The sequence below is a fragment of the Haloarcula sebkhae genome, from assembly GCF_014647415.1.
GTDB lineage: Archaea > Halobacteriota > Halobacteria > Halobacteriales > Haloarculaceae > Haloarcula > Haloarcula sebkhae.
The window spans coordinates 62,069-85,404 of sequence record NZ_BMPD01000009.1; the positions used below are offsets into that span (position 1 = coordinate 62,069).

At 64.5% G+C, this 23,336-nt stretch carries 22 protein-coding genes; 8 read left to right on the forward strand and 14 right to left on the reverse strand.

Translation table 11 applies throughout. From position 1 onward, the window contains the following. Positions 1-78 precede the first annotated feature (78 nt). Positions 79-1,368, reverse strand: a complete 1,290-nt coding sequence (gene aroA / locus IEY38_RS19195) for a 3-phosphoshikimate 1-carboxyvinyltransferase (RefSeq protein WP_188980323.1) — start codon at positions 1,366-1,368, stop codon at positions 79-81. Between the two features lie 97 nt (positions 1,369-1,465). Between aroA and IEY38_RS19200 the strand changes: the two genes are divergently transcribed. Further along, positions 1,466-2,173 (forward strand): SDR family NAD(P)-dependent oxidoreductase, encoded by a 708-nt coding sequence (locus tag IEY38_RS19200; RefSeq protein ID WP_188980325.1) that lies wholly within the window; start codon positions 1,466-1,468, stop codon positions 2,171-2,173. 45 nt (positions 2,174-2,218) lie between these two features. Then, positions 2,219-3,085: a ZIP family metal transporter gene (locus IEY38_RS19205; RefSeq protein ID WP_049943963.1), complete on the forward strand. Its 867-nt coding sequence runs from the start codon at positions 2,219-2,221 to the stop codon at positions 3,083-3,085. Positions 3,086-3,094: 9 nt separating this feature from the next. On the opposite strand, the gene IEY38_RS19210 is transcribed toward IEY38_RS19205, so the two are convergent. From IEY38_RS19210 to IEY38_RS19225, 4 genes are all read right to left on the reverse strand, one after another. Beyond that, positions 3,095-4,495, reverse strand: coding sequence for a PAS domain S-box protein (locus tag IEY38_RS19210; RefSeq protein ID WP_188980327.1), 1,401 nt, complete (start codon positions 4,493-4,495; stop codon positions 3,095-3,097). A gap of 6 nt (positions 4,496-4,501) precedes the next feature. Then, entirely contained in the window at positions 4,502-5,992 is a 1,491-nt protein-coding gene (locus tag IEY38_RS19215) for an ATPase domain-containing protein (protein WP_188980329.1), read from the reverse strand. A 127-nt stretch (positions 5,993-6,119) separates the two neighbouring features. Beyond that, the gene (locus IEY38_RS19220) at positions 6,120-7,349 is read right to left on the reverse strand and encodes an ornithine cyclodeaminase, nickel-pincer nucleotide-dependent (protein ID WP_188980330.1); all 1,230 of its coding nucleotides are present in this window, start codon (positions 7,347-7,349) and stop codon (positions 6,120-6,122) included. A 60-nt stretch (positions 7,350-7,409) separates the two neighbouring features. Beyond that, positions 7,410-7,796, reverse strand: a complete 387-nt coding sequence (locus IEY38_RS19225; RefSeq protein ID WP_188980332.1) for a hypothetical protein — start codon at positions 7,794-7,796, stop codon at positions 7,410-7,412. Positions 7,797-7,958: 162 nt separating this feature from the next. Between IEY38_RS19225 and IEY38_RS19230 the strand changes: the two genes are divergently transcribed. Both IEY38_RS19230 and IEY38_RS19235 read left to right on the forward strand, forming a co-directional pair. Next, positions 7,959-9,608 (forward strand): thiamine pyrophosphate-binding protein, encoded by a 1,650-nt coding sequence (locus tag IEY38_RS19230; RefSeq protein WP_188980335.1) that lies wholly within the window; start codon positions 7,959-7,961, stop codon positions 9,606-9,608. 34 nt (positions 9,609-9,642) lie between these two features. Further along, complete coding sequence (locus tag IEY38_RS19235) at positions 9,643-10,344, forward strand: SOS response-associated peptidase (protein ID WP_188980337.1); 702 nt, start codon at positions 9,643-9,645, stop codon at positions 10,342-10,344. 8 nt (positions 10,345-10,352) lie between these two features. On the opposite strand, the gene IEY38_RS21705 is transcribed toward IEY38_RS19235, so the two are convergent. Then, positions 10,353-10,478, reverse strand: coding sequence for a hypothetical protein (locus IEY38_RS21705; protein ID WP_005535496.1), 126 nt, complete (start codon positions 10,476-10,478; stop codon positions 10,353-10,355). Positions 10,479-10,597: 119 nt separating this feature from the next. On the opposite strand from IEY38_RS21705, the gene cysK reads away from it, so the two are divergent. Then, entirely contained in the window at positions 10,598-11,524 is a 927-nt protein-coding gene (gene cysK / locus IEY38_RS19240; RefSeq protein WP_188980339.1) for a cysteine synthase A, read from the forward strand. A 35-nt stretch (positions 11,525-11,559) separates the two neighbouring features. On the opposite strand, the gene IEY38_RS19245 is transcribed toward cysK, so the two are convergent. Further along, positions 11,560-12,171, reverse strand: coding sequence for a translation initiation factor IF-2 subunit beta (locus tag IEY38_RS19245; RefSeq protein WP_005535493.1), 612 nt, complete (start codon positions 12,169-12,171; stop codon positions 11,560-11,562). Positions 12,172-12,268: 97 nt separating this feature from the next. Here IEY38_RS19245 and IEY38_RS19250 point away from each other — a divergent pair, with 97 nt between their 5' ends. Beyond that, positions 12,269-12,649 (forward strand): DUF7344 domain-containing protein, encoded by a 381-nt coding sequence (locus IEY38_RS19250; RefSeq protein WP_188980341.1) that lies wholly within the window; start codon positions 12,269-12,271, stop codon positions 12,647-12,649. Positions 12,650-12,659: 10 nt separating this feature from the next. Next, a complete protein-coding gene (locus IEY38_RS19255) occupies positions 12,660-13,379 on the forward strand; it encodes a DICT sensory domain-containing protein (RefSeq protein WP_188980343.1) in 720 nt (239 codons plus the stop codon). A gap of 40 nt (positions 13,380-13,419) precedes the next feature. Here the strand turns inward: IEY38_RS19255 and IEY38_RS19260 are convergent, their stop codons facing one another. Next, on the reverse strand, positions 13,420-14,547 hold the full coding sequence (locus tag IEY38_RS19260; RefSeq protein WP_188980345.1) for a CapA family protein: 1,128 nt from the start codon (positions 14,545-14,547) through the stop codon (positions 13,420-13,422). 121 nt (positions 14,548-14,668) lie between these two features. Here IEY38_RS19260 and IEY38_RS19265 point away from each other — a divergent pair, with 121 nt between their 5' ends. Then, positions 14,669-15,040: a hypothetical protein gene (locus tag IEY38_RS19265; protein WP_188980347.1), complete on the forward strand. Its 372-nt coding sequence runs from the start codon at positions 14,669-14,671 to the stop codon at positions 15,038-15,040. A gap of 36 nt (positions 15,041-15,076) precedes the next feature. Here the strand turns inward: IEY38_RS19265 and IEY38_RS19270 are convergent, their stop codons facing one another. The 6 genes from IEY38_RS19270 to IEY38_RS19295 all read right to left on the reverse strand — a co-directional run bounded on the left by IEY38_RS19270 (position 15,077) and on the right by IEY38_RS19295 (position 23,319). Next, positions 15,077-16,900 carry an L-aspartate oxidase gene (locus IEY38_RS19270; RefSeq protein WP_188980348.1) on the reverse strand — a complete coding sequence of 608 codons (1,824 nt, stop codon included), beginning with the start codon at positions 16,898-16,900 and terminating at the stop codon, positions 15,077-15,079. A 137-nt stretch (positions 16,901-17,037) separates the two neighbouring features. After that, complete coding sequence (arcD, locus tag IEY38_RS19275; protein ID WP_188980350.1) at positions 17,038-18,513, reverse strand: arginine/ornithine antiporter ArcD; 1,476 nt, start codon at positions 18,511-18,513, stop codon at positions 17,038-17,040. Positions 18,514-18,715: 202 nt separating this feature from the next. Beyond that, positions 18,716-19,810, reverse strand: a complete 1,095-nt coding sequence (locus tag IEY38_RS19280) for an ABC transporter ATP-binding protein (RefSeq protein WP_188980457.1) — start codon at positions 19,808-19,810, stop codon at positions 18,716-18,718. A 25-nt stretch (positions 19,811-19,835) separates the two neighbouring features. Continuing rightward, the gene (locus tag IEY38_RS19285) at positions 19,836-21,701 is read right to left on the reverse strand and encodes an ABC transporter permease (RefSeq protein ID WP_188980352.1); all 1,866 of its coding nucleotides are present in this window, start codon (positions 21,699-21,701) and stop codon (positions 19,836-19,838) included. Positions 21,702-21,713: 12 nt separating this feature from the next. After that, positions 21,714-22,838 (reverse strand): thiamine ABC transporter substrate-binding protein, encoded by a 1,125-nt coding sequence (locus IEY38_RS19290; protein WP_188980354.1) that lies wholly within the window; start codon positions 22,836-22,838, stop codon positions 21,714-21,716. A 64-nt stretch (positions 22,839-22,902) separates the two neighbouring features. Continuing rightward, positions 22,903-23,319 (reverse strand): hypothetical protein, encoded by a 417-nt coding sequence (locus tag IEY38_RS19295; RefSeq protein ID WP_188980356.1) that lies wholly within the window; start codon positions 23,317-23,319, stop codon positions 22,903-22,905. Between the last annotated feature and the right edge of the window lie 17 nt (positions 23,320-23,336).

Below are 23,336 nucleotides of genomic sequence, written 5' to 3' on the forward strand. Positions count from 1 at the left end.
CTGCGTAAAAGCACACCTATCTACGATAGACACAACGTTCTTTCATAACAAAATCTGGTCAGGCAGTGACCTGCTACTCTATTTTCCGACAGCAGCCCCGAGCAAGTCGAGCACCTCGAAGAAGTCTGGGAAGGACACGTCGACGTGCTCCGCGCCGGTCACCGTCGTCTCTCCATCGGCGACGAGGCCGGCGACGGCCAGCGACATGATGATACGGTGGTCCGCGCGCCCCTCGACCGTCGTGCCGACGAGATCGCTGTCCGCGCCGTAGACGAACAGTTCGTCCTGGTGTTCCTCCACCTCGGCGCCCATCTTCGTGAGTTCCTCGGCCATCGCGCTCACGCGGTCAGTCTCCTTGTACCGGACGTGCTCGGCGTCGGTAATCCGCGTGACGCCGTCGGCGGCGGCTCCCAGCGTTGCGATGGTCGGCAGGAGGTCTGGTGTGTCTTCGACGCCGACCTCGATGCCGGTCAGATCTGACTGTGAGACGGTGATTTCGCCGTTTTCCTCGTCCCAGTCAAGGTCGGCCCCCATCCGGTCGAGGATGTCGACGATGGCGGCGTCGCCCTGGGCGCTGGGGAACGCCGAGGTGACGCGCAGGCCGTCATCGGCGGCGAGTGCGCCGGCCGCGAGCAGATAGCTCATCGACGAGAAGTCCCCGGGGACGTTGTAGTCGCCGCCCGCTGGCGCGTAGGACTGGCCACCGTCGACGGTGAACCCGGCGTCGGTCTTCTCGGCGTCGACGCCGAAGGCTTCCAGCACCTCCAGCGTGATGTCGACGTACGGCGACGATTTCAGCTCGGTCGTCAGATCGATGTCGATGCCGTCCGGCGAGACGGCACCGGCCATCAACAGCGCAGTGATGTACTGCGAGGATACGTCGCCGGGGATCTCCACTGCGCCGCCGTCGATGCCGCCGCCAACCACGAGCGGGGCCTGCCCGTTCCGGCGCGTCGACTCGGCGTCGCCGTCCAGTTGTTCGACGGCGTCGAGCAGCGGCCCCTGCGGGCGCGACCGGAGGGACTCGTCCCCAGTCAGCACCGCGAGGTCGTCCTGCAGTGCGGCCGTCGCGGTGACCAGTCGCATCGTCGTCCCGCTGTTGGCACAGTCGATGACGTCGTCCGGCGTGCTCGGCCGGCCGTCGAAACCCGTGACCTCAACCGTCGATTCATCCGCTGCCAGCGAGACGCTCCCGCCGTAGGCCTCGACCGCTCGCATCGTGGCCTTCGTGTCCGCACTCACGAGCGGGTCGTGGACCACTGCGCCGTCAGCGTAGCCCGCGGCCAGCACCGCCCGGTGCGTGTAGCTCTTGGACGGCGGCGCTTGCGCCGTCCCCGCGACCGTCGATTCGGCAATCGTGATGTCCATGCCCGGTCGGTAGCGGGCGTTCGACAAGAGGCTACCGCTCTCTCACCCCACCGACGGTGGGAGCAACGACCTTGTGGCTGGCAGCGGTACCACCGCTATGGTCCCACGGATGGACAGTGCGACCGCTGTCGTCACGGGTGCAAGTAGAGGAATCGGCGAGCAGATAGCCCACGCGGTAGCGAGTGCAGGCGCACATACGGTCATCTGTGCCCGCGACGCAGAGGCGCTTGAGCGTGTCGAGGCCGATATCCGGGACGCGGGTGGCTCTGTGACCGCGATTCGGACGGACGTGCGCGACGAGTACGACGTGGAACGATTGGTCGAAACTGCCACGCGGGAGGGTACCGGTGCGATACAGTACGTCGTCGCCAACGCCGGCGTCTACCACGGAACCGCCGGCGAGACACCGCTTACCGAGGAGTCCTATGCCGCCTTCGACGATCACCTCCGGACGAACGCTCGGGGCGTGTTCTCGACGATTCGCGAGGCCGTCCCACATCTCGGTCCGGACGCCCGTATCGTCGTCCCGACGGGCGTCGTCGCCCGCGAGGGAATGCCCGGCTACGGCTCGTACGCCGTCTCGAAGGCCGCCGCGGAGGCTGTTGCTCGCGGGTTCGCGGCCGACCTCGATACGCCGGTCGGTGCAGTCGACCCCGGGCAGGTCGCGACGGACCTCTCCGGTGACGGCGGACGCGACCCGGAATCCGTCGCCGAAATGGTTCTCTGGGCGCTCCGGGATGCGGACCCGTCCACACTGGACGGCGGTGTCCTCGACTGGGGTGACTATCGGTCAGCGACGCGGTGACCGCCACCGATGGGTTTATTGGCAACAGACCGGTGAATGTAGACAATGTCTATTAACTCTAGCTCAGTTTTTAATAACACTGGGCGGGTGTCCACTGCCGGTATCGCGAGCGTCGTCGGCCTGGTAGTCCTGTCAGCCGTCGCAGCTGCCGGCGGGGCGAGTAAGGTTCTGGTCATCTCCTGGGTTGCGTTCGTGGCGATGGGACTCGGCGCGTGGTTCGGTGCCCGGGCCGACGAGACGAACCCCTACCGACTGGTCTGGGGCTACGGGCTTGCGAGCGGGGCGATGGTCACGTCGGCGGCCATGTTCCTCGTCCCGCAGGCGATGGGACTGGGCGGCCAGGCCGGCGCAGCGCGAATCGGCGGCGTTGGCATCGCCGCTGGACTGGTTACCGGCTACGGCACCCACACTATCGGCCACCGGCTGACCCACATCGAGACTTCCTTCGACATAACGACGCTCGCCATCGCCGCCCACGCGCTCTCGGCCGGACTGGTTATCGGGCTGGTCTACGCTTCGATGCCGGAACTGGGCATCCTGCTCGGGCTCGCTATCGTCTCGCACAAAGGGCCGGCCGGCTACGCTGCCGCCCGGCGGCTCGGACGTAGCGACAAGTCCGCCACGGCACTGTTGCTCCCCGCGGCCGGTGTTGGTCTGACGGCGATCCCGTCTGCACTGCTTCCGATCCCGGAGTCAGCACTCCTCAACGCAGTCATTTTCGGGTTCGCCGCCGGCATCTTCCTCCACGTCGCGATGGACTTCCTGCCCAATTGCGAGGCCGGCAGCGAAATCGACGAGGTCTGTGAACTGCACGATCACTCCCACGACCTCCTCGACGAACTCCGGACGCACGCCGTCGGCTCGACGGTGGTCGGCGCTGCCGTCATTGTGCTGGCGTGGGTCGCTATCTGACGTTCACGGTCACCGTACGGGGATCGTCACGGAGATGCTCGTCCCGTCGGCAGCGGTCTGGATGTCGATATCGCCACCGACGTAGCTGATAAGCCAGTACGCGAACCACAGCCCCAGCCCGGACCCGTGTTCGAGCGGCTTTTCCTCCGCTGCCTCGATGACCCGCCGCTCCTGATCTGGGACGCCCGGTCCGTTGTCCACAATCGTCACTGTCACTGTCGAGTCGTGGCACTCTGTCCTGACAGTGACTCGCGGTGCCGATGCGTCAGAGTGCTTGATACCGTTCTCGATAAGTTCCTGCAACGCCGGGACGACCTTTGCGTCTATCGTGGCTGACGAGCTGGGACCGACCTCGACGGCGAACTCGGCGTCGGGATATGCTGCGGCCAGCCCGTCCGTGATGTCACTGAGGGCGTCTTCGAGTCCGCGCTCGACGTCGTCGGTAAGCGAGTCCGCGAGCAGTTCCTGCACATGGTGTGCTTTCTCGCTGATGTCGAGCAGGGACTGCACATTCGATTTGATCGTCTCAAGATGGGCGAGAGCGTCGTCGTCATCGACTAGCTCCGACAGAATATCCGCACGGCCGCTGATCGTCGTGCCGTTGTTCCGGAGATTGTGCCGGAGAATCCGATGAAAGACGGTGAGCTGTTGCTCGCGCAGCCGACGACCGGTAATTTCGTCCTGCATTCCGACAAATCCCTGAATCGTCCCGTCCGCGTCCTGGATCGGAGCGATGGTCTGGTTGATGATGAACCGCTCGCCGGACTTGCGCTCGTTTACGATCTCGCTTGTCCAGACCTCGCCGCGACAGATCGTGTCCCAGAGCCGTTCGTAGAACTGTTCGCCCTGTTCACCGGACTTGAGTATCCGCGGCGTTCGACCGATCGCCTCGTCGGCGCTGAACCCGGTGAGTTCCTCGAACGCCGGGTTCACGTACTCGATAACGCCGTTAGTGTTCGTTATCAGAATCGCGTGGCCCGCGTGTTCGACGGCGTTCCTGAACCGCCGGAGTTCGCTGTTTTGCTCCCTGAGGTCCTCGACGAGGTCTTCTGTGTGGCTACGTCGCGCGAGGAGGTTCGCGATGGTTCGAAAGAGCGCCTGCGTGTCGACCGGCGCTGTCACGACGTCGTTCACGACGAGTGGCTGCTCGGCAGCGTCGATATCGGGGAGGTCGATCCGTGTCGGCGTCTCCTCGCGACGGACCAGAATGACGGGGCAAAACACCGGATCTGCCCGGTGTTTGTACGCCTCTATCGCTTCTCTGTATTTCGGAAACGACGACTCGTCGACGATGTGGAGATCGGCCTCCCGGAACTCGCCGTCCGTGATCGGCGTGTGGTGTTCGGCGACGACGGAGGCGAGTGCGTTCCGGTTACCATCGCCAGCCAGCAGTAGTTGGATGTCGGCCATCGGTGGTTAGCGAGTGGACGAGCGTCCGTCGCTGTCTCCATGCTGTTCGGGAACGCCCTCGAACACACCGTGCATCCCTGAGACGGGGTCGCCGACCTGAAGGCCATCGGCGGTTATCTCGAACTGGCGAGGCACCGTCTCGAACCCGCCGACGCGCTTTTTCAGCGCGCCGACGACGCGCTGGAGTTCGCCCTCGACCTCGATGTAGTTCTCGAAGACGATGTTGTCGGCGAGGTAACTGACGTTCTCGCTCGTCGGTTCGTGCAGGCCCGTCACGTCTCTGCGCTGGTCGATCAGAATCACCGCGGTGTTCCCGCGCGTGAGATGCTGTGTCAGGGCGTGGAGCCGTCGACGCAGTTCCACGTCGTCCTGTCCGTGCTTGATCGCGTTCTTGTAGCCCGCGATCCCGTCGATAACGACGAGTTCGGCCCCACGCTCCCCGGCCTGTGTCTTGACGCGGTTTGCGAACTCCTCGGGCGACAGCGCCAGCGATCCAACCTCCTCGACGAGAAGTGTCCCCTCGTCACGCAATCGCTGGAGCGGCATCCCGAACGTCTCACAGCGGTGTGTGAACGTGTCGATCGATTCGTCGAACAGGTAGGCGAGTGCCGGGGACCCGTCCGCCGCTGCGGAGGCCAGGAACTCCGTCGCCGTCGTCGACTTGCCGACGCCGGAGGGCCCGCTGAGAATCGTCACCGTCCCGCGTTCGAGTCCGCCATCCAGAAGCGAGTCCAGCTCCGAGACTCCTGCGGAAAACTGCGTGGGATCGAACGACCGCGTCCGCCGTGCCGGTTCGAGCGCCGGGTAGACCTCGACACCGGACTCCCGGATTTCCATCCCGTGTGAGCCGTCCTGCTGGCCGATCCCGCGATGCTTTCGCAGCCGAATACGCCGGCCTGCCTTCTCGTCGCCGTAGCTGAGTGAGATGATGCCGTCGCTGAGCGACCTGAGCTGGCTGTCCATCTGATTGCTCGGCGTCTTGGTCGCCAGCACGGTCGTCTCCCTGTCCTGTAGAAAGCGCGCGAAGGAGATGACGCGCTTGCGGAACTGGTACTCGGTCGGTTCGAGATATTGGAAGTGCGTGATGGGGTCAATGAGGACGCGGTCCGGGTCGACCCGCTCGATAGCCTCGCGGATATCTGAAATCAGGTTGCCGTCCTCGACGTCTCGCGGCTTGACCACGTCGTACGACTCGGCCTCCTCGAAGAACTCCGAGTCGGGGCCGACGTCGAGAAACGTCGCGTCGCCGATATCGATGCCGAGTTCGGCAGTGTTCGCCAGCAGATCGGCGGCAGACTCTTCAGCGTGAATGAACAGCACGTCGTCATCAGCTTCGAGTCCCGCTTCGAGAAACTGCGTGCCAAGCAGTGTCTTGCCGGTCCCGGGCGGCCCAATAACGAGATAAAGTCGCCCTTCTACCAGCCCACCTCTGAGAAGCGAATCAAGGCCAGAGATACCGCTAGAAAGCTGCGTGAACTGCCGCTCGGAAGAGGACATAGTAGGAGTATCGGACGGCCAGTAATAAGCATCTCGCGAGAATACCGGCGTGACAACCGGGGACAGTCCACGGATCATCGATTCGGTCGCCTCGCTCTTTCGCCCGCTCACGTCGCTCGTGGTCGACCTAGTCCTCACTGAGTAACTGCTCGGCCAGAATCGGCACGAAGGTCCCGATGTCGGTGACCATCCCGACTGCCTGTGCGGAACCGCGGTCGAGGAGTTGCGTTACCGTCGCGGGGTTGATGTCGACGCAGACGACCCGAGTCGTCGAGGGGAGGCAGTTCCCGACGGCGACCGAGTGCAGCAGGGTCGAGAGCATCAGGACCATGTCGGCCTCGTGGGCCTGCTCCCGGATAGCGTTCTGGGCCTCGACGGCGTCGGTGATAGTGTCCGGGAGCGGGCCGTCGTCACGGATCGAGCCCGCGAGGACGAACGGCCGGTCGTTGTCGATACACTCGTACATTACACCGGATTCGATGGTCCCCGATTCGACGGCTTCCTCGATGCCGCCCTCGCGAATGACTTCGCTGATGGTGTAGATGTGGTGCTTGTGGCCGTGGCGGGGGTGGTCCAGGCTCTCCGTGTCCATTCCGAGTGAGGTGCCGTAGATGTCCCGCTCGATGTCGTGGACGGCGAAGCCGTTGCCGGCCGAGAGCATATCGACGTAGCCCTCTCGGACAAGGCGAGCGAGGTCCTCGCGCGCCCCGGAGTGAATGAGCGCCGGCCCACAGACCGCCATCACCTTGCCGCCCTCTTTTTTCGTCTCCTCGATCGCGTTCGCGATCTTGCGGATGGTCGACTCAGAGGGTCGCTCCGATGAGACGCCGCCCTGCATGAAGCCGAACGCGCCGCTGGAGTCTCGGGGCCGCTCCGGGGGCTGGACCTTGATGCCGGTTTCGTCGGTGACGACCAGATCGCCCTCCTCGATGGCGTTGAGGACTTTTGTGTAGGCCCGCGGGGAGTCGCTATCCTCGACAACCACGGCGCAGTCCATCTCCATGTCTTCGACCTCGACCCACTCGCCGTCGTGACGGATGTACGTCGGGTGGTTCGTCGTCGAGTAGAACCCGTGCGGGACGACCTGGTCGTCGGGCGCAGGGACGAGCGTGGCGTCTTTCGGGTCCGAAGGGTTGACGCCGTGCTGGTGGAGTTCGTGGACAATCGACTGCAGTTGGTCCTCGTCGTCGGCCTCGACGAGCATCCGGGCGTAGGACTCCTCGTCTTTGTGGCGGCCGATATCGAACTCCTGAACGGAGAAGGAGCCGCCCAGGTCCATGATGATGCCGAAACAGGACTGCATCATCCCGGAGTCGATGATGTGGCCCTCTAGCTCGACTTCGCGAGAGACGGTCATGGCCAAGACATGGAGGCAGGTGTGTAAGACGGTTTTGGGTCCGTACGATCCGGCGGCCGGCTACTGCCTGTCGACGTGTCGCTGCACCGCCCATGACTCTCCTCCGGCCGTCTCACACAAGCGATCAAAGAAGCGCTGTAGCCCGTCGGACTCCGTGGTTGGCAGGACGTGCAGTCGGACCGTCCCGTCGCGGACCGCGACGCGGAACACGTCGGTCGTCTCCTCGTCCCGGACCAGCCATAGCGGCATCGGCAGGTCGTGGAAATCACCGAAGCGGTACGGTCCAGCCTTGAGGATATCGACGACTGTCTCGGCGAGGTCCGGCGTCGCCTGCTCCTGTTCCGGGATGAGTCGGAACTCCGTCCCACCCTCGTATTCGACCCCGCTTCCGTGGGGAAAGCGCCGCTGTGGGTGTGCGGGGATGCTGAACGAGGGGTCCGTGGTCATCTGTCACGTAGTTGGGCGCTTTCGGATTTAAATTCGCGGGCCATGCAGGGCTTGGTACCCATACTCTTGGGACTGTGGCGGCCCGACGCGGTCTCGGGTCTAGCATGACCGGTGGCGAACTAAAGTCATGAGAGTGAATTGTCTTCGGAGTGAGGAATCAGTATGCGCGTTAGTCTGGCGGTGGTAGACCGTCTCGTCGCGAACGGTATCGATACCGTCTTCGGAATCCCCGGAAAGCAGTCCCTCCCGCTGAACGAGGCTATCGGCAATCGAGATGATATCCGCTTTGTCGTGGCACGCCACGAAACTGCGGTTTCACACCAGGCCTGGGGCTATGCAGAAACGAGTGGAGAGATAGCAAGCACTGTCGTCGTCCCCGGCCCGGGCGATATGAACGCGATGAACGGCCTGAAAAACGCGCTGAACGACTGCACGCCGCTGGTGCATTTCGCTATCGAAACGGAGCCGGCGCTCCGGGGTGGTGATGCGATCCACGAAACCCCACCGGACACCTACGACAACGTCGTCAAAGAGAACATACTGCTGAAAAATCCCGAAACGACAGCGGCGACGATCGACCGGGCGGTACAGGTCGCTCAAACACCCCCGAAAGGACCAGTCAGGGTCGGGCTTCCCAAGAACTACCTGCAGATGGACGTCCCGCTTGCCGGTGCAGGCACATCGTCGGCTCCGTCACCCAGCACCGTCCCGGAGCAAGAGGTTTCGACAGCCGCCGAGCATCTGCTCGCGGCCGAGCGGCCCGTTATTCTGGCCGGCGGTGGTGTGCGAGCGTCGGGTGGGACGGCGGCGCTCCGAAGCCTCGCCGAGCGACTCGACGCGCCCGTCGTAACGACGTACAAGGGCAAGGGCGTACTCCCCGAGGATCACGGCCTCAGTGCCGGCGTGCTGGCCGGCAGCGCGAGTCCGGAGCTACTGGACTGTCTCGCCGATTCTGACGCTGTGCTCGCCGTCGGTTCAGACCTCGACGCACACGGGACACGTGGGTGGTCCGTCGACCTGCCTGAAACGCTCGTTCACGTCACCATCGACGCCGATGACCTCGGCACGGGCTACGACCCGACCGTCGGCATCCTCGCAGATGCCGCGGACGCGATGGCGGCGATCGAAAACAGAATTGCGGCGGCCGACACTGCTCCAACCCCGAAGGCGGACGGTATCGACCGCGCACAGGCTATCCGTGATGCCACGGCGCGCCGTATCGAACCGCTCGTCGACTCGGAACCACCGCTCACCTCCGTCCATGTGCTGCAACTCCTTCGAGACGCACTCCCTTCGGACGCCATCACAGCCGTCGACGCCGGGGGATTCCGCGTCTGGGCGCTGAACACGTTTGCGGCGCACGGACCACGCAGCTACGTCAACCCCGGGTCGTGGGCGACGATGGGAACGGGACTGCCGTCGGCGATTGGGGCACAGCTAGCGAACCCGGACACGCCCGTCGTTGCGCTGACTGGTGATGGCGGCCTCATGATGTGCGTTCATGAACTCCATACCGCGGTCGCTGAGGACCTCCCAATCACTGTCGCCGTCCTCAACAACGACGATTACGCGATCATCAGCGAGGAGGCCGGGCGCAGCTACGACCTCGACGATCAGGCGTACGGATGGGACAGGACGCCGATTGACTTCGAGACTGTCGCTGCCGGGATGGGGATGGAAGCCATGCAAGCCGACACACCGTCAGAAATCCGCACGGCGGTTCGAGAGGCAGTTCAGACGGACGCGCCGACGCTCGTTGAGGTCAGGACCGACCCGACGGAGCCACAGGCAAGCGAGTGGATGCGCGAGTAGTGGGTTTATCCAGCGGGAACGCCAAACACAGGTTATGTGTGGCCGCTACAGTTTGTTCTCCCCTCGCGAGGAAATTGAGACGCGGTTCGACGCCGAGTTTGCCTTCGATTACGAGCCCCGATACAACGCCGCCCCGAGCCAGGACTTACCGGTCATCACTGGCGAGTCGCCAGGCACAATCCAGCGGATGGAGTGGGGACTGATTCCGACCTGGGCAGACAGCCGAACGGACCACGGGCACATCAACGCCCGCGCCGAGACGCTGGCGGAGAAACGTTCGTTCGCTGATGCCTACGAGTCCCGGCGCTGTCTGGTTCCCGCTGATGGGTTCTACGAGTGGGTCGAGACGAGCGACGGCAAGCAACCGTACCGCGTGGCGCTGCCGGACGACGACCTGTTCGCGATGGCAGGGCTATACGAGCGGTGGGAGCCGCCACAGCGCCAGACCGGGCTGGGCGAGTTCGGCGCAAGCGGCGGCGATTCGGGCGACGAAGACGATACCGTCGAGTCGTTCACGATTGTGACGACCGAACCGAACGAGGCCGTCGCCGACCTCCATCACCGGATGGCCGTCATTCTGGACCCATCAGAGGAGTCGACGTGGCTCCAGGGTAGCGCTGACGATGTGTCGGCGCTGCTAGACCCGTTCGACGGACCTATGCAGACCTATCCGGTTTCGTCAGCGGTCAACAGCCCTGCTAATGACTCGCCAGAACTCATCGAACCGGTCGGGTAGCGACGGCGTTACTCGCTCGGCGTGTTCTGTCGCTTGAACTGGTGCAGCATTTTCCAGAGCGTGTCTTCCTCGACCTGATCTTCGGCGGCGGATAGCTGTCGGTACAGCCCCTCAGAGACGGTAATCTCAGGCATTACTGAGACGATCGGATGGAGACAACATAAGCTTCTGGAGACTCGGAACCGAGTGAATGTATTCGACCCGCAGTATTCGGGGAACTCTGTTACGGGGATCAATCGTCTTCTCCCGGTGTATGCAGTCGTATGCCCAGCGAGATGACGGTACTGTCGCGTCCAGTGTGACTGCGCTCATCGGCGACACGCCGTTGGTCTGTCTCGACAGCTTTGCGGACAATCTGCTCGGCAAGGTCGAAGCGGCGAACCCCTACTCGGTGAAGGACCGCATCGCGCTGTACATGGTCGACGCGGCTGCCGAGTCCGGTGACCTCCCCGATGACGGAACGGTCGTCGAAGCGACCAGTGGTAACACCGGCATCGGGCTGGCCGCCGTCTGCGCCGCGCGAGGGTACGACTGCGTGCTGACAATGCCCGAATCGATGAGCGAGGAGCGCCGGCAGTTGCTCTCGGGGCTCGGTACGGACCTCGAACTCACACCGGCCGATGGCGGGATGAGCGGCGCAATCGAACGCGCGAACGAACTCGCGGACGCACCGGGCACCGTTCGCGCTCGGCAGTTCGAGAACGAGGCGAACCCGCGAGCACACCGCGAAACGACGGGTCCGGAGATCTGGAACGACACCGACGGCGATGTAGACGCCGTCGTCGCCGGCGTCGGGACCGGCGGCACAATCACCGGCATCTCGGAGTACATCGAGGAGGAGGTCGGCGCGAACCTCACCTCCGTTGCTGTTGAGCCGGAACAGTCCAAACTGCTCTCGGCGGACGAGCCCGATAGCCACGATATCCAGGGCATCGGTCCCGGGTTCGTTCCGGACATTCTCCGACGTGACCTTATCGACGAGGTGCGGACTGCGAGCAAAGCGGAATCTACCGACGCGACCCACCAACTCGCCAGCGAGGAGGGCATCATGGTCGGCATCTCCTCGGGTGCGGCGCTCCACGCGGCGACAGAGTACGCTACCGAGAACCCTGACGAGACGGTGGTCGCCGTCCTGCCGGACACCGGCGAGCGATATCTCTCGACGGATCTCTGGGAATAAGCGAAACCGTAGTTGCGCGGCGGAGAAAACAGCCCTCAGGCGACTCGGCCGAACGCTAGCGTGCCGCTGATGCTCTCGATGTAGGCTTCGACGACCTGCCCCTCGCGCGCTCCGGAGACGAAGATGGTGTACTTGCCTTTTTCCGCAACGCCGTCGCCCTCGCGGCCGGTGCCGGTGATCTTGACCTCGTAGGTCTCGCCCTCTTCGAGCGTCGGTCGGTCCTGCTGCGTGTTCGAACTCGCACCCTTGGCGACCGGGCGGAACGCACCACAGGCCTGACAGCGCAGCATGTCGACGCCGTCCTCGTTTTTGAGGACGGTGTCGGGCAGGCCACACTCGGAACAGGTGACGTACTCGGCGATGTACGCGTCAATAGCGGCCTCGAAATCGCTGGTGTCGAACGAGCCGTTGTAGCGGGCTTCGCCGCCATCGAACTGGCCGTTGGTCCCGAACTCGCGCTGAATGGCCCGGTGGAGGTGCTGTGCGTCCCGCGAGACCGCATCGGCAATTGTCTCTAAGTTCGTCAGGCGTGTGAACGCCCCGTCTGTCTGGCCTTCCGGGTCCGGAATCGAGAGCCGTTCACCCGCCTCCCGAGGCTGGTCTGGTAGCACGTCGTACGCACGCTGTAGAGCGGACTCGTAGTTCATACATTTTAGACGGTGCTGGCACGTAAATGGATTCCGTCACATCTGTGACTAACTACTGTCCAATGATATTAATACCGAGAGTGGATAATTAATTGACATGGATCAGCACGAACAGCCTGTGGAGACGCCGGGACTCTCGTCCGAGCGACTCGATACGCTATTACGAGTGCTGGCAGCCGAGCCCCGGCGGATGATATACACGTACCTTGCCGAACACGACTCGGCCTCAATCTCGGAACTCACTGACGTGGTCGTGGGCTGGTCAAGTGCGCGTGGCCGAAACACCGATGCCTGCAACTGGGACGATACCCGCACTGCGCTCCACCACCGTCACCTTCCCGTTCTCGATGACGCTGGCATCGTTACCTACGATGCTGACCAGCAGACCGTGACGCTGGCCTCGCTGTCGCCATCTACGGCCGAGGTTCTGGCGACGATAACCGATCTGGATACCGCCGAGACAGACCACGAGGACTGATCGTGGGCCAATGACAGTTCGTACCCTCCTCCGGCGCTTCGAGGACTCGGACGTGGCGATAACTGTGTACGGTCCGCCCACAACGAAGACTGTGGGCGAGCGGCTGGCAACTCAGGGGATCGACGCCACCTGGCGGAAACTCCCGACCGGACACCAGAACGCGTTTGCCGTCATCCGTCGGGACGGTGTGTTCGCCGAGGCAGTCCCGCTCACAGCGATGGAGACGTTCCTGTGCGATCCGATGGCTGGTATTGGCGACAGCGGAACCCCTGACAGTGACCCGGGCAGACAGCTTCTTCACTCGGCGCTCGCGAACACGCTCCTGTCATCGCTCACGCCGGCACAATTGCTCGCAACGTCCCACGAGTTCGAGGATAGAGCGTACCGCGTCGGGGCGGGAACCCTTCGAGTGAGCTTCCAGTCACTGTCGATATTCCGCTCGCAGCGCGCCCGATACGAGTCGCTTAGCAGCGACACGGACCTCGACATCAACGTGTACGGACAGGGCGACTGGGAGCCGCCGGCGATTCCCGGAATCTCGTTCCATCCGCTCACAGGCTCCGCACTCGAACAGGTGTGGTTGCTGGCGTTCGACGCTGACGGTGACGACCAGAACAAGTGTGCGCTCGTCGCCGAGGAAACCGAGGACGGAGCGTTTCGGGGCGTCTGGACGTACAACCCACGGCTGGTCGACGAGATCATGGCGGCGGTTGTGGCTGTCGACGAGTAGCAGCCGACGACGAGCCGCCCAGAAACACACACAGCGGATGCTATGCCGGACACGAAAGCGGGATTCGAAGTCCCCCGCCGTCGCGCTCGATAGTCGTTCCGAAGGGCCGAGAGCGTTCTCGTACTGTCTTACGAAGCCACTCAGCCACCGCGTCGTCGGCGTATCTGACCTGTGTATACGCGTTCTCGACCGGCGTGAGTTCGAGCGCGGCCAGCCGCCCGTCTTCGATGTGCAGTTCGAACAGGAAACTCCGGTCGTTGTGGTAACCGTCCTTGATCGCATAGTCGTCGACGAAATTACCGGTGTCGTACATGATGGGACGACCGCGGTACACCTCGATACCCTGGACGACGTGGGCGCTGTGGCCATGGACCACGTCCGCACCATTGTCCACCAGCCAGCGGGCGAATGCCTGCTGTGTCTCGCTGGGCTCGGTCACCCAGTTCGGCCCCCAGTGGACGGTGACGACGAGCAGGTCCGGGTCGGCGTCGCGGGCCGCTGCCAGCGCGTCCCCGACGCGGCGGCGAGTCAGCGGGTGGTTCGGGTCCAGCGGCGCGTAGGCCGTGCCGGGGCTGTCGCCGTCAGCGGCGTAGCTGGGCGACTGATCGGTGACTGCGACAACGGCGACCGAGAGGTCGGCGATGTCGACGACCGCTGGCTCGAACGCTCTCTCTCTATCGACGCCGGCCCCGGCCGAGGCGATGCCAGCGTCGGCAAGGTGGGCCGGCGTGTCCGTGAGTGCCACCGGTCCGAAATCGAGCAGGTGGTTGTTCGCCAGTCCAGCACAGGAGACGCCGGCGCGGTCTAGTGCGGCCACTGCCCATTCCGGGCTCGCTCGGAAGTGGAACGTCCGGCCGGGCCGTGGTTCGCCGCGGTCCGAAACACAGCATTCGAGGTTCGTCACCAGCCCGTCGAGTGACTGGAGTCGGCCGAGCATCGACCCCCAGACGGCAGTCGGTCCGTCGGAGTCATCGTGCCAACGTTCGTCGACGCTCCGGCCCAGCATCACGTCGCCGACGAACCCGATGCGTAGCGACGCGTCTGTCGGGACCGACGGCGGACACGACACGTCTGCATCGCCGGCAGCACCCAGACAGCCCGAAACTGCGGTGAGGCTTCCGAGAGCGGGGCCGCCGCTGGCGAGGACGGTTCGGCGAGTCGGAGCCACAGTAGGTTCACTGTCGACTGCGACCGTCTTGAATTTCGGTGCCGTATAAAGCCATTCGGGGTGTGTCGTATCGAGACACACTCTAGCTGGTTACTTTTGGTTACCTCCACTCTTTCAAGGTATGTCAAGCGATACTCCGCGTGACTACGGCGCGGACGAAGAGTGTACGACCACGGAGTCGTTCGCCGATCACGGCCTCGACGACGGCAGCGTCCTCATTAGCCGGACGTACAACCGAATCGCGGCGGACGGCGAACCGGCGTTCGAACCGACGCCGGAGTTCTTCGACACGCTGGAGGCGGCGTTCATCTGGGCCTACATCGGGTCGATTGACGAACCCGGCGTTCCGCCACACGTCGAAGCGGCTATCGAAGACGCGCGGGAGTTCACGCGCCAGAAGTTCGCTGACAACTCTGACCCGGACCTCCGAACAAACGTGATTCCGACGTTCTACCAGCAGGTCGCTGGCTTCCACTGCGCCTACCGGGACTGACAAAACAACTGCGGGCAGGCCGCGTTGCAGACCGGTCTATTCGAGGTGGTGGTAGTCGAGTTCGTACCCCACGTCGACTGCCTCACTGACTTCCTCGCTCGGCTCGGCGACGCCGCGGGTCGTCAGTTCGAGTCCGGTGTCACCCTGGGCCACGAGGATGTTCCGCCGCCACTCAGGGTCCACGTCGGGCGCGTCGGTGCGGTAGTGTGCGCCACGGGACTCGTCGCGCTCGCGTGCGCCCAGCAGCAAGGCCTCGGCGACTGTAAGACTGAACGAGAGGTCGACGGCGAGTTCGAACGACAAGCTGGTCCGGTCGCCGTCGACGCCGATGTTCCCCCTCCGCTCGCGGAGGTCCCGGAGTTCGGCGAGTCCGGTCGACAGCGAGTCCTCGTTGCGGAGAATACCGGCGTGCTCCCACAGCAGGTCGCCCAGATCCGCAAGGAGCTCTTCGGGCGTCTCGTCGCCGTCCGAGGCTTCCAGTTCCCGCAGCGATCGGAACTCACGCTCGGCGATCGTGCGTTGCCGGTCTGGCAGCGCACCGTCGCGCTCGCCGCTCGTCACCTGCGTTGCGACGTGGTCGCCGACGAGCGCGCCGATGGCGACCGTCTCCGCGAGCGAGTTCCCGCCGAGCCGGTTCGCGCCGTGCACGCCTGCGACCGTCTCGCCGACGGCATAGAGCCCACCGACGCCGGTTTCGCCGGTCTCGAAGTCGATGTCGACCCCGCCCATCGAGTAGTGGGCCGTCGGTGCGACTTCCATCGGCTTCTCCGTGATGTCGACGCCGAGGTCCATGAACCGCTCGTACATCCGCGGGAGCCGCGATTTGATGTACTCGTCGTCGCGATGGGAGATGTCCAGATAGACGCCGCCGTTCTCGGTGCCGCGGCCCTCACGGAGTTCCTGTGCGATGGCTCGGGCCACCACGTCCCGCGCGTCGAGTTCCATCTGGTCCGGCGAGTACTCTTCCATGAACCGCTCGCCATCGGCGTTGAGCAGCCGTCCGCCTTCGCCGCGGACTGCTTCAGTGACGAGTCGGCCGTCCCAGTCCTCGCCGTAGCGGTCGCCGACCATTCCTGTCGGGTGGAACTGCACGAACTCCATGTCCATCAGCGACGCGCCGGCTTGGAGTGCCAGCGCCGGACCGTCGCCGTTGTTCTCCTCATCACGCGAGGAGTGGCGGTTGTACAGGGCGGAGGAGCCACCCGCTGCCAGAACCACGTGGTCCGACTCGAAGAGGATGAACTCGCCGCTCTCCATGTCGTAGCCGGCCGCCCCGTACACGCGGTCGCCGTCGGAGAGCAGGCGGGTAATCATCACGTTGTCGCGGTAGGGAATCCCGAGGCTCTGGGCCTTGTCGACGAGGGTATCCAGCATCGCCTCCCCCGTTCGGTCGCCGACGAAGCACGTCCGGCGGAACGACTGCGCGCCGAAGTACCGCTGATTGATCTTCCCGTCTTCGGTCCGGTCGAAGGGCATCCCCCACTCGTCGAGTTCCCGGATGCGGTCGGGCATATGTTTGGCCGTTAGCTCGACCGCTTTCGGGTCGTTGATGAAGTGCCCCTCGTCCAGCGTATCGGCGGCGTGAATCGTCCAGTCGTCCTCAGGATCGAGCGACCCCAGCGAGGCATTAATGCCGCCGGCTGCCCACGTCGTGTGCGCATCGCCGTGGTCGCGCTTGCCGATGACCAGCGGCTCAACGCCGTTTTCGGCGAGTCCGATTGCGACCCGCGCCCCGGCAGCGCCAGCGCCGACGACCAGCACTGGGACCGACACCGTCTCGTAGTCGACCGCCGGGCCCGCGTCGCTTGCCCGACCGTCGACAGCTTGCTCGCCGTCAGCGGATGGCTTCTGTGGTGTCATCATCTGAAGTAGGGGCTGTGGACTTATTAGGGCTTCGCGCGCACGCGCACGCGGACCCCGAGCGACTTTCAGACGTGGTCAGAAGACGACTTCCAGATGTAGTCACCGACTCGCTACTGCAGGCGACTCGGAGCCGATTAGTCCTCGCCCGCTGTCACCGATCCGGCACCACCAGACCTTGTGGCTGGCTCTTCGCTGTCGGCTCGGTCCGCATAGACGATCTGCCAGCCGGTCACCCCCATGAACAGGAGTACGAGCGGCGAGAGGAAGCCGAAGAAGTAGTACGGTGCGTATTCCAGCGTCGGGACGCCGAGCGTTCCGGCCATGAACAGCCCGCCGCTACTCCACGGAATAAGCGCACTCGTCGTCGTTCCCGACGCTTCGATGGCCCGGGAGAGGTTCTGACTCTTGAGCCCCTGTTCGTTGTATAGATTCCCGAGTGTCATCCCCGGCACGACGATGCTCACGTACTGTTCCGCCGCCAGAATATTCATTGAGACGGCGGACACAGCGGTCACGCCCGTGAGGCTCGCGACGCTGTGGCAGAGTCGCCCGAGATGGTGGGAGAGCACCGCGAGCACGCCGGCCCGTTCGAGCAGGCCACCCAGTGCGAGCGCGGCAATCGCAATCGTCACAATCCATGCGCCGCCGGTCAGCCCGCCACTCTCTAGGAGTCCGTTCACAAGCTCCATGCCGGTTTCCGGAGCCGTCCCGGACTGCGCCGCTGACCAGGCTGCACCGAATCCAGTTCCCTGCACGAGCATCGCGGTCCCGACGCCTGCAAAGACTCCCGCTCCCAGCGTCGGCAGTGCGGGGACGCCACGCAGCGCGAGTCCGAAGGTCACGACGACCGGCAGAAACACGAGCGGCGAGACGACGTACGTGCTTTCGATGGCCGCCTGAATGGACGCAACGCGGTCAGCAGGGATGGTTCCGGCGGCCCGCAGTCCAAGGCCGGCATACAGGAGGACGGCAATCGTGAACGCGACGAGCGTTCCAGCCCGCATCGCGTTGATATGCTCGTACAGGTCCGTGTCCGTCACTGCGGCGGCCAGATTCGTCGTATCCGAGAGCGGGGACTGCTTGTCCCCCGTGTAGGCCCCGCTGAGAATCGCGCCGGCAGTCATCGGTTCTGGAATACCCAGTCCCGACCCGATTCCGATGAGTGCGACCCCGAGCGTCCCGGCCGTCGTCCACGAGGAGCCGACGGCGAACGAGATTACCGCGGAGAGGATCGCCGCTACCGGGAGAAACACTGTCGGTGTGAACAGCTCCAGCCCGAAGTACATCAGGCTGGGAATCGTGCCCGCCTGAATCCACGATGCGATGAGCGCATAGACGGTGAACATGATGAGAATCACTCGCATGCCCATGAGCAGGCTACTGGCAATGCCGTCGTACAGGTCTTCCCACGAGAGCCCGAGATGGTACCGGGCGAACAGGCCGGTGAAGGCAATCCCCCAGAAAAGCGGGAACTGTGGGTCTAAGTCGAAGGCAATGAGGCCCACGCTGAGGAACACGATCATTCCCGCGATCGGCACGAGTGCGGCACCCAGTGACGGCCGCTCAGACGGGTCGATCTCGTCGAACAGCCGAGGTTCGAACTCGACCATCACTGACCCCCGTCGCGCCAATCTGGCCGGACTCCGGCGTGGCTCCAGTCTGGAAACGCCGACTCCCGCCAGCCCTGTCGACACGCTCCGATACGCCCGTTTCGATTACTTGCGACGGCACCGCGTGTCATATTGATATCGGCGATAACCACAGGTGGGTTAAAACAGACTCCATTCCGGTGTCGGCGTGTGGATTGGTAGCTTACGACCGTCTGTCGACAATGTGTGCATCCGTCGGGGCAAAGCCGACTGTCACGGTGCCGGTCGGCGGGTCTTCGGCTCGCAACAGGAGTTCACGCCCGTCCCAGTCGAGGTGCACACGCGTGGTCTCTCCGAGGAACTCCGCACTTGTGACCGTCGCTGTCAACGCGTTTCGGTCGGCGTCGACAGCAAGCCGCTCCGGTCGCACACAGAACGTGAGCCGGTCTCCGGACGAGAGGTCGCTGTCGGCTTCCAGGGCCACTGGGAGCGTCGTACTGTCGACCGTGACGTCCGCGATGGTTTGTCCACTATCAGCGTCCGCGGCATCGGTCGACCGTACTGCCGTTACCTCGCCGCTGAGAACGTTGTTGTCGCCGACGAAGGTGGCGACGAACTCCGTCGCCGGCTCGCGGTAAATGGTCCGCGGCGGCGCGACCTGTTCCGGCGTCCCGTCGCGCATGACCGCCACGCGATCGGACACGGCCAGCGCCTCCTCCTGGTCGTGGGTGACGTAAATCGTCGTGATACCCAGTTCCTGCTGAATCTCGCGGACCTGCACGCGGAGGCGCTCCCGGAGCTTCGCGTCGAGGGCGCTCATCGGCTCATCGAGCAAGAGCACGTCAGGGCCGGGAGCCAGTGCGCGGGCCATCGCCACCCGTTGTTGCTGGCCGCCGGAAAGCGTGTCCGGGTCCCGGTCGGCCATCCCGCCGAGGTCCACCAGCTCAAGCAGCTCCCGCACCCGTGCCTCGGCGCTGCCGCCGCCCGGCGGGTCGGTGAACGAGAGTCCGTAGGCGACGTTCTCCCCGACGGTCATGTGCGGGAACAGCGCGTAGTTCTGGAAGACGACACCCACGTCGCGGTCCTCTGGGGGGACGCCGGTGACAGATTCGCCGCTGAACCGGACTTCGCCCTGCGTCGGGTCCTCGAAGCCGGCGATGAGCCGGAGTGTCGTCGTTTTCCCACAGCCGGAGGGCCCGACCAGCGTGAAGAACTCGCCCTCCCGGACGGCAAGCGACAGGTCATCGACGGCGGTCGTCTCGCCGTAGCGTCTGGTGACACCGTCGAGTTCGACGGCCGGCGGGCCAGTCCGGTTCACGGCAGCACTGTTTGGTGGGGCCTCCTTAGAACCCAACGTCGTCACCTCCCAGCCGGTCGATAAGCAGGAAACTCGCGCTAGTGACCACGAGCAGGACGACCCCCATCGCCGTTGCGGGACCGAGTCGCCGGCCGATGAACCGCTCGATGGCGATGGGCATCGTGAACTGGTTCGTCCCGGAGGCAAGCACAATCGTCGCCGAGAACTCCCCGATAGAGATAGCGAACGCGAAGGCGGCTCCGGCGATGACGGCCGGCCACACGAGCGGCAGTTCGATGTCAAGCAGCGCTCTGGCCCGCGGCGCGCCGAGGGCGCGAGCGGACTCGACCAGCGTGTGGTCGACCCCCTCTAGTCCGGGTGCCACTGTCCGAACGACGAACGGGTAGCCCGCGACGGCGTGAGCGGCGACGATAGCGAGGCCGCCACCGACGGCGAAGCGGGAGCCACCTACCTCGACACCAAAGACGAGGCCACGAAGCAGGCCGAGGCCGACGACGATGCCCGACACGGCTAGCGGAGCCATTGCGACGGCGTCGACGAGTTTCCGGCCGCGGTAGTCCCGTGTCGTGAGGACGGCCACGACGACGCCCATCGGCAGGGCAACGACGAGCGAGGCGACCCCGAACAGCAGTGAGTTCCGGACGGCGTCCCACGGCTGGACTTGGAACGACGCGCCGGTCGTCTGGCGGTCGATGAGGAACTGATAGTTCGCCAGCGTCAGCCCCTCCGGCCCACTGAAGCTCGCCACAATCATGCTCGCTATCGGCGCGATGAACACCGCCAGCGCGACGAGGGCGTAGACGGCGAGTCCCATTCTGGGGAGCAGTTCCCGGACCGAGAACGACGGCGGCGTCAGCGACCGTCGCGGGAGCGGTCGAATCCCCCGGGACCGGACGGTATGCTTGGCCTCGTAGCGGAGATACGCGTACAGCAAGCCCAACGAGATGCCAAGCTCGATGAGCGCGAGGGCGGCCGCCTCGGCGTATTCCAAGTCGCGGATGAGCCGATAGACGAACACCTCGACGGTGGCCAGCTGGAACCCACCCAGCGCGAGGACGATGGGGAACGTACTGAAGGTGAACACGAAGGTAAGCGCCGCGCCCATCAGTACTGACGGATACAGTTGCGGGGCGACCACGTCGCGGAACGCTCGGAAAGGACTCGCGCCGAGGCTCCGGGCCGTCTCGACCGCGCTGGCGTCGACGGACTCCCAGGCGGCGGTGGTCACACGGGCGACGAGCGGGGCGTTGTAGAACGCGTGAGCGATGACGACGGCCTCCAGCGTGAACAGGAGGTCCACCTGTCCTAGGCCGAGCACGCCAATTACGGCGTTGAACGTCCCGTTCCGGCCGAACGTGGCGACGAAGCCGACGCCGACCATTATCGACGGGAGGACGAAGGGAAGAATCGTCAGCGACCGGAGCGTCCGCCGGCCGGGGAACTCGTAGCGCGCCAGCAGATACGCCGCCGGCAGGCCGAGGGCGACGCTGGCGACCGTCGACAACGCCGCCTGATACGCCGTGAACCCGATGACGCCCAGCCGTCGGTCCGGCGACAGGACCCCTTCGATGACGCTCGCTATCGGCTCACCGGCGAGGAGCCGCGCCGGCTCCCCGAAGTAGAACGGGTCTTGCAGTATCGAAATGAACACCCGCCCCGTCAAGCGCCCGTCGACGAGGACGCTATCGATGAACACCGTCGCAACCGGGTAGTAGAAGATGCCGAGCAACAGCGCGATCGTGGCGACTGCGAGGCCGACGATCCCCCGGCGTTCGATAGTGTTTCGGACGGTCCGGCCTCGCTCGCGGGACAGACTGCTCGCTGTCTCTGTCGCCTTTTCGCTGTGGTCACTGCCGGCACCTTTCGCATCGCTGTCGTGATCTCGGGCCACAGTCTGTGGTCGTTAGTTCGCGGCGAACTGCCGTTCCCAGTCGGAGATCCAGCCCGAGACAGAGCCCTTGAGTTCGTCGTAGCCGAACGTGACCGGTTCCGGCGGCTCCTGAGCCAGTTTGGCGTAGTCCTCGGGAAGCTCGGCGGATTCGGTTGCCGGGAACTGGACGTTCCGGACGGCGATTTCCCCCTGAATCTCCGGGCGCAGCAAGAAACCCATGAACTCCCGGGCGAGGTCGGGCGTGTCCGCCCCATCGAACACCGCCATTCCCTCCGGGTTGGCGTAGCCTTGGTCGTTCAGGAAGCGGATCTGGTGTTTCTCCATGTTCGCGTCGTTCTGATCGGCAAACACCTGGTCGGTGGAGTAGGAGACGACCATCGGCGCTTCGCCGCCCGACCACGCGCTGTAGGCGTCACTCCAGGAGCCAAGCACCCGAACGTCGTTGTCCTGCAGGTCGCTCCAGTAGTCCAGATAGCCGTCCGGGCCGAACTGCTTGATCGTGTGCAGCAGGAACGCCCGCCCGGTCGCCGAACTGGCGGGGTTCTGTGTGATGAGATCGCCAGCGTGTTCCTCGGCAAGGAGGCCATCGAAGGTCTCCGGTGCCGTGGTGGCTGTGCCGTCGAACACGAGGCTGATGTAGCCGGTATCGTAGGGAATCGCCCGGCCGTCGGGGTCGAACTGCAGGCCTGGCTTGATGTCGTCCTGCCCAGCCACGTCGCCGACATCGGCGAACAGGCCGTCGTCGAGGTTCTCGTCGACCCGGACGAGGTGGTCGGTGTTCAGCCCGAGGTACATGTCGGCCTCGATGTCGACACCGGCGTTCCGGCGCTCGATGTAGTGGTTGACCTCGTTGCTCGGCGTCTGCCAGATTAGACGGGCGTCGAACTCCTCCTCGAAGCGCTGTTTCACCCACGCGCCCGGACTCGTCGACGGCGAGTCGACGAACGCGCTGTAGGTCCCGACGACCAGCGTCTCGTCGGTACCGCCGGCGTCGCCGGTACTTGTCCCGGAAGAGGTTGACTCGTCCGTGTTCGACGCTTCGGTGCTCGCTTCGTCGTTGCCACCCAGCCCGGCACAGCCGGCAAACGAGACAGACACCGTCGCGCCGGCCGCTGTCAGGAAGGAACGTCTATCCATTACCCCGTGGTCACACCCAGTGGTACTTAATCCCGCTGTTCCTGAATTCTAAGGTTTCAACCCTTCAAATACCCGCAGCAGCCGTTATTATCCCGCGGTACTGCAGGATGGTGACTGAGTTGTAGGCGACGACTGCGAGTGTCACCATGGCGAACAGGGCAAGAAAGACCGTCGCGTTGCGCTCGGGAAGCAGTCGCCACCCCGCGACCAGCCACAGCATCGCCCCGAACTTCACCAGCCAGAGGCCCGCCAGCCCGAACTCCGCAAGCATCGTGCTGACGACGACGTTGCCCTCCTGTAGTCCGACCGTGAGCCCGGTCATTGTCAGGAGGATATCCCCGACAGTTGCGACGAGGATGACGGTCCAGAGTACCGCGTGGGTGTGTGACAGGTGGTGGTCCCGCCAGAGCGTCACCTGCTCACTGTCTGCCGCTGGCCCCTCTTTGCCGAGCATCGTGAATACGTTGGGCGGAACTGGCATGAATACTCGGGCTCGAT

Coding starts and splice junctions, on each gene's coding strand:
- aroA (WP_188980323.1), bottom strand. CDS start 1,368: ATGGACATCACGATTGCCGAATCGACGGTCGCGGGGACGGCGCAAGCG.
- IEY38_RS19200 (WP_188980325.1), top strand. CDS start 1,466: ATGGTCCCACGGATGGACAGTGCGACCGCTGTCGTCACGGGTGCAAGT.
- IEY38_RS19205 (WP_049943963.1), top strand. CDS start 2,219: ATGTCTATTAACTCTAGCTCAGTTTTTAATAACACTGGGCGGGTGTCC.
- IEY38_RS19210 (WP_188980327.1), bottom strand. CDS start 4,495: ATGGCCGACATCCAACTACTGCTGGCTGGCGATGGTAACCGGAACGCA.
- IEY38_RS19215 (WP_188980329.1), bottom strand. CDS start 5,992: ATGTCCTCTTCCGAGCGGCAGTTCACGCAGCTTTCTAGCGGTATCTCT.
- IEY38_RS19220 (WP_188980330.1), bottom strand. CDS start 7,349: ATGACCGTCTCTCGCGAAGTCGAGCTAGAGGGCCACATCATCGACTCC.
- IEY38_RS19225 (WP_188980332.1), bottom strand. CDS start 7,796: ATGACCACGGACCCCTCGTTCAGCATCCCCGCACACCCACAGCGGCGC.
- IEY38_RS19230 (WP_188980335.1), top strand. CDS start 7,959: ATGCGCGTTAGTCTGGCGGTGGTAGACCGTCTCGTCGCGAACGGTATC.
- IEY38_RS19235 (WP_188980337.1), top strand. CDS start 9,643: ATGTGTGGCCGCTACAGTTTGTTCTCCCCTCGCGAGGAAATTGAGACG.
- IEY38_RS21705 (WP_005535496.1), bottom strand. CDS start 10,478: ATGCCTGAGATTACCGTCTCTGAGGGGCTGTACCGACAGCTATCCGCC.
- cysK (WP_188980339.1), top strand. CDS start 10,598: ATGCAGTCGTATGCCCAGCGAGATGACGGTACTGTCGCGTCCAGTGTG.
- IEY38_RS19245 (WP_005535493.1), bottom strand. CDS start 12,171: ATGAACTACGAGTCCGCTCTACAGCGTGCGTACGACGTGCTACCAGAC.
- IEY38_RS19250 (WP_188980341.1), top strand. CDS start 12,269: ATGGATCAGCACGAACAGCCTGTGGAGACGCCGGGACTCTCGTCCGAG.
- IEY38_RS19255 (WP_188980343.1), top strand. CDS start 12,660: ATGACAGTTCGTACCCTCCTCCGGCGCTTCGAGGACTCGGACGTGGCG.
- IEY38_RS19265 (WP_188980347.1), top strand. CDS start 14,669: ATGTCAAGCGATACTCCGCGTGACTACGGCGCGGACGAAGAGTGTACG.
- IEY38_RS19270 (WP_188980348.1), bottom strand. CDS start 16,900: ATGACACCACAGAAGCCATCCGCTGACGGCGAGCAAGCTGTCGACGGT.
- arcD (WP_188980350.1), bottom strand. CDS start 18,513: ATGGTCGAGTTCGAACCTCGGCTGTTCGACGAGATCGACCCGTCTGAG.
- IEY38_RS19290 (WP_188980354.1), bottom strand. CDS start 22,838: ATGGATAGACGTTCCTTCCTGACAGCGGCCGGCGCGACGGTGTCTGTC.
- IEY38_RS19295 (WP_188980356.1), bottom strand. CDS start 23,319: ATGCCAGTTCCGCCCAACGTATTCACGATGCTCGGCAAAGAGGGGCCA.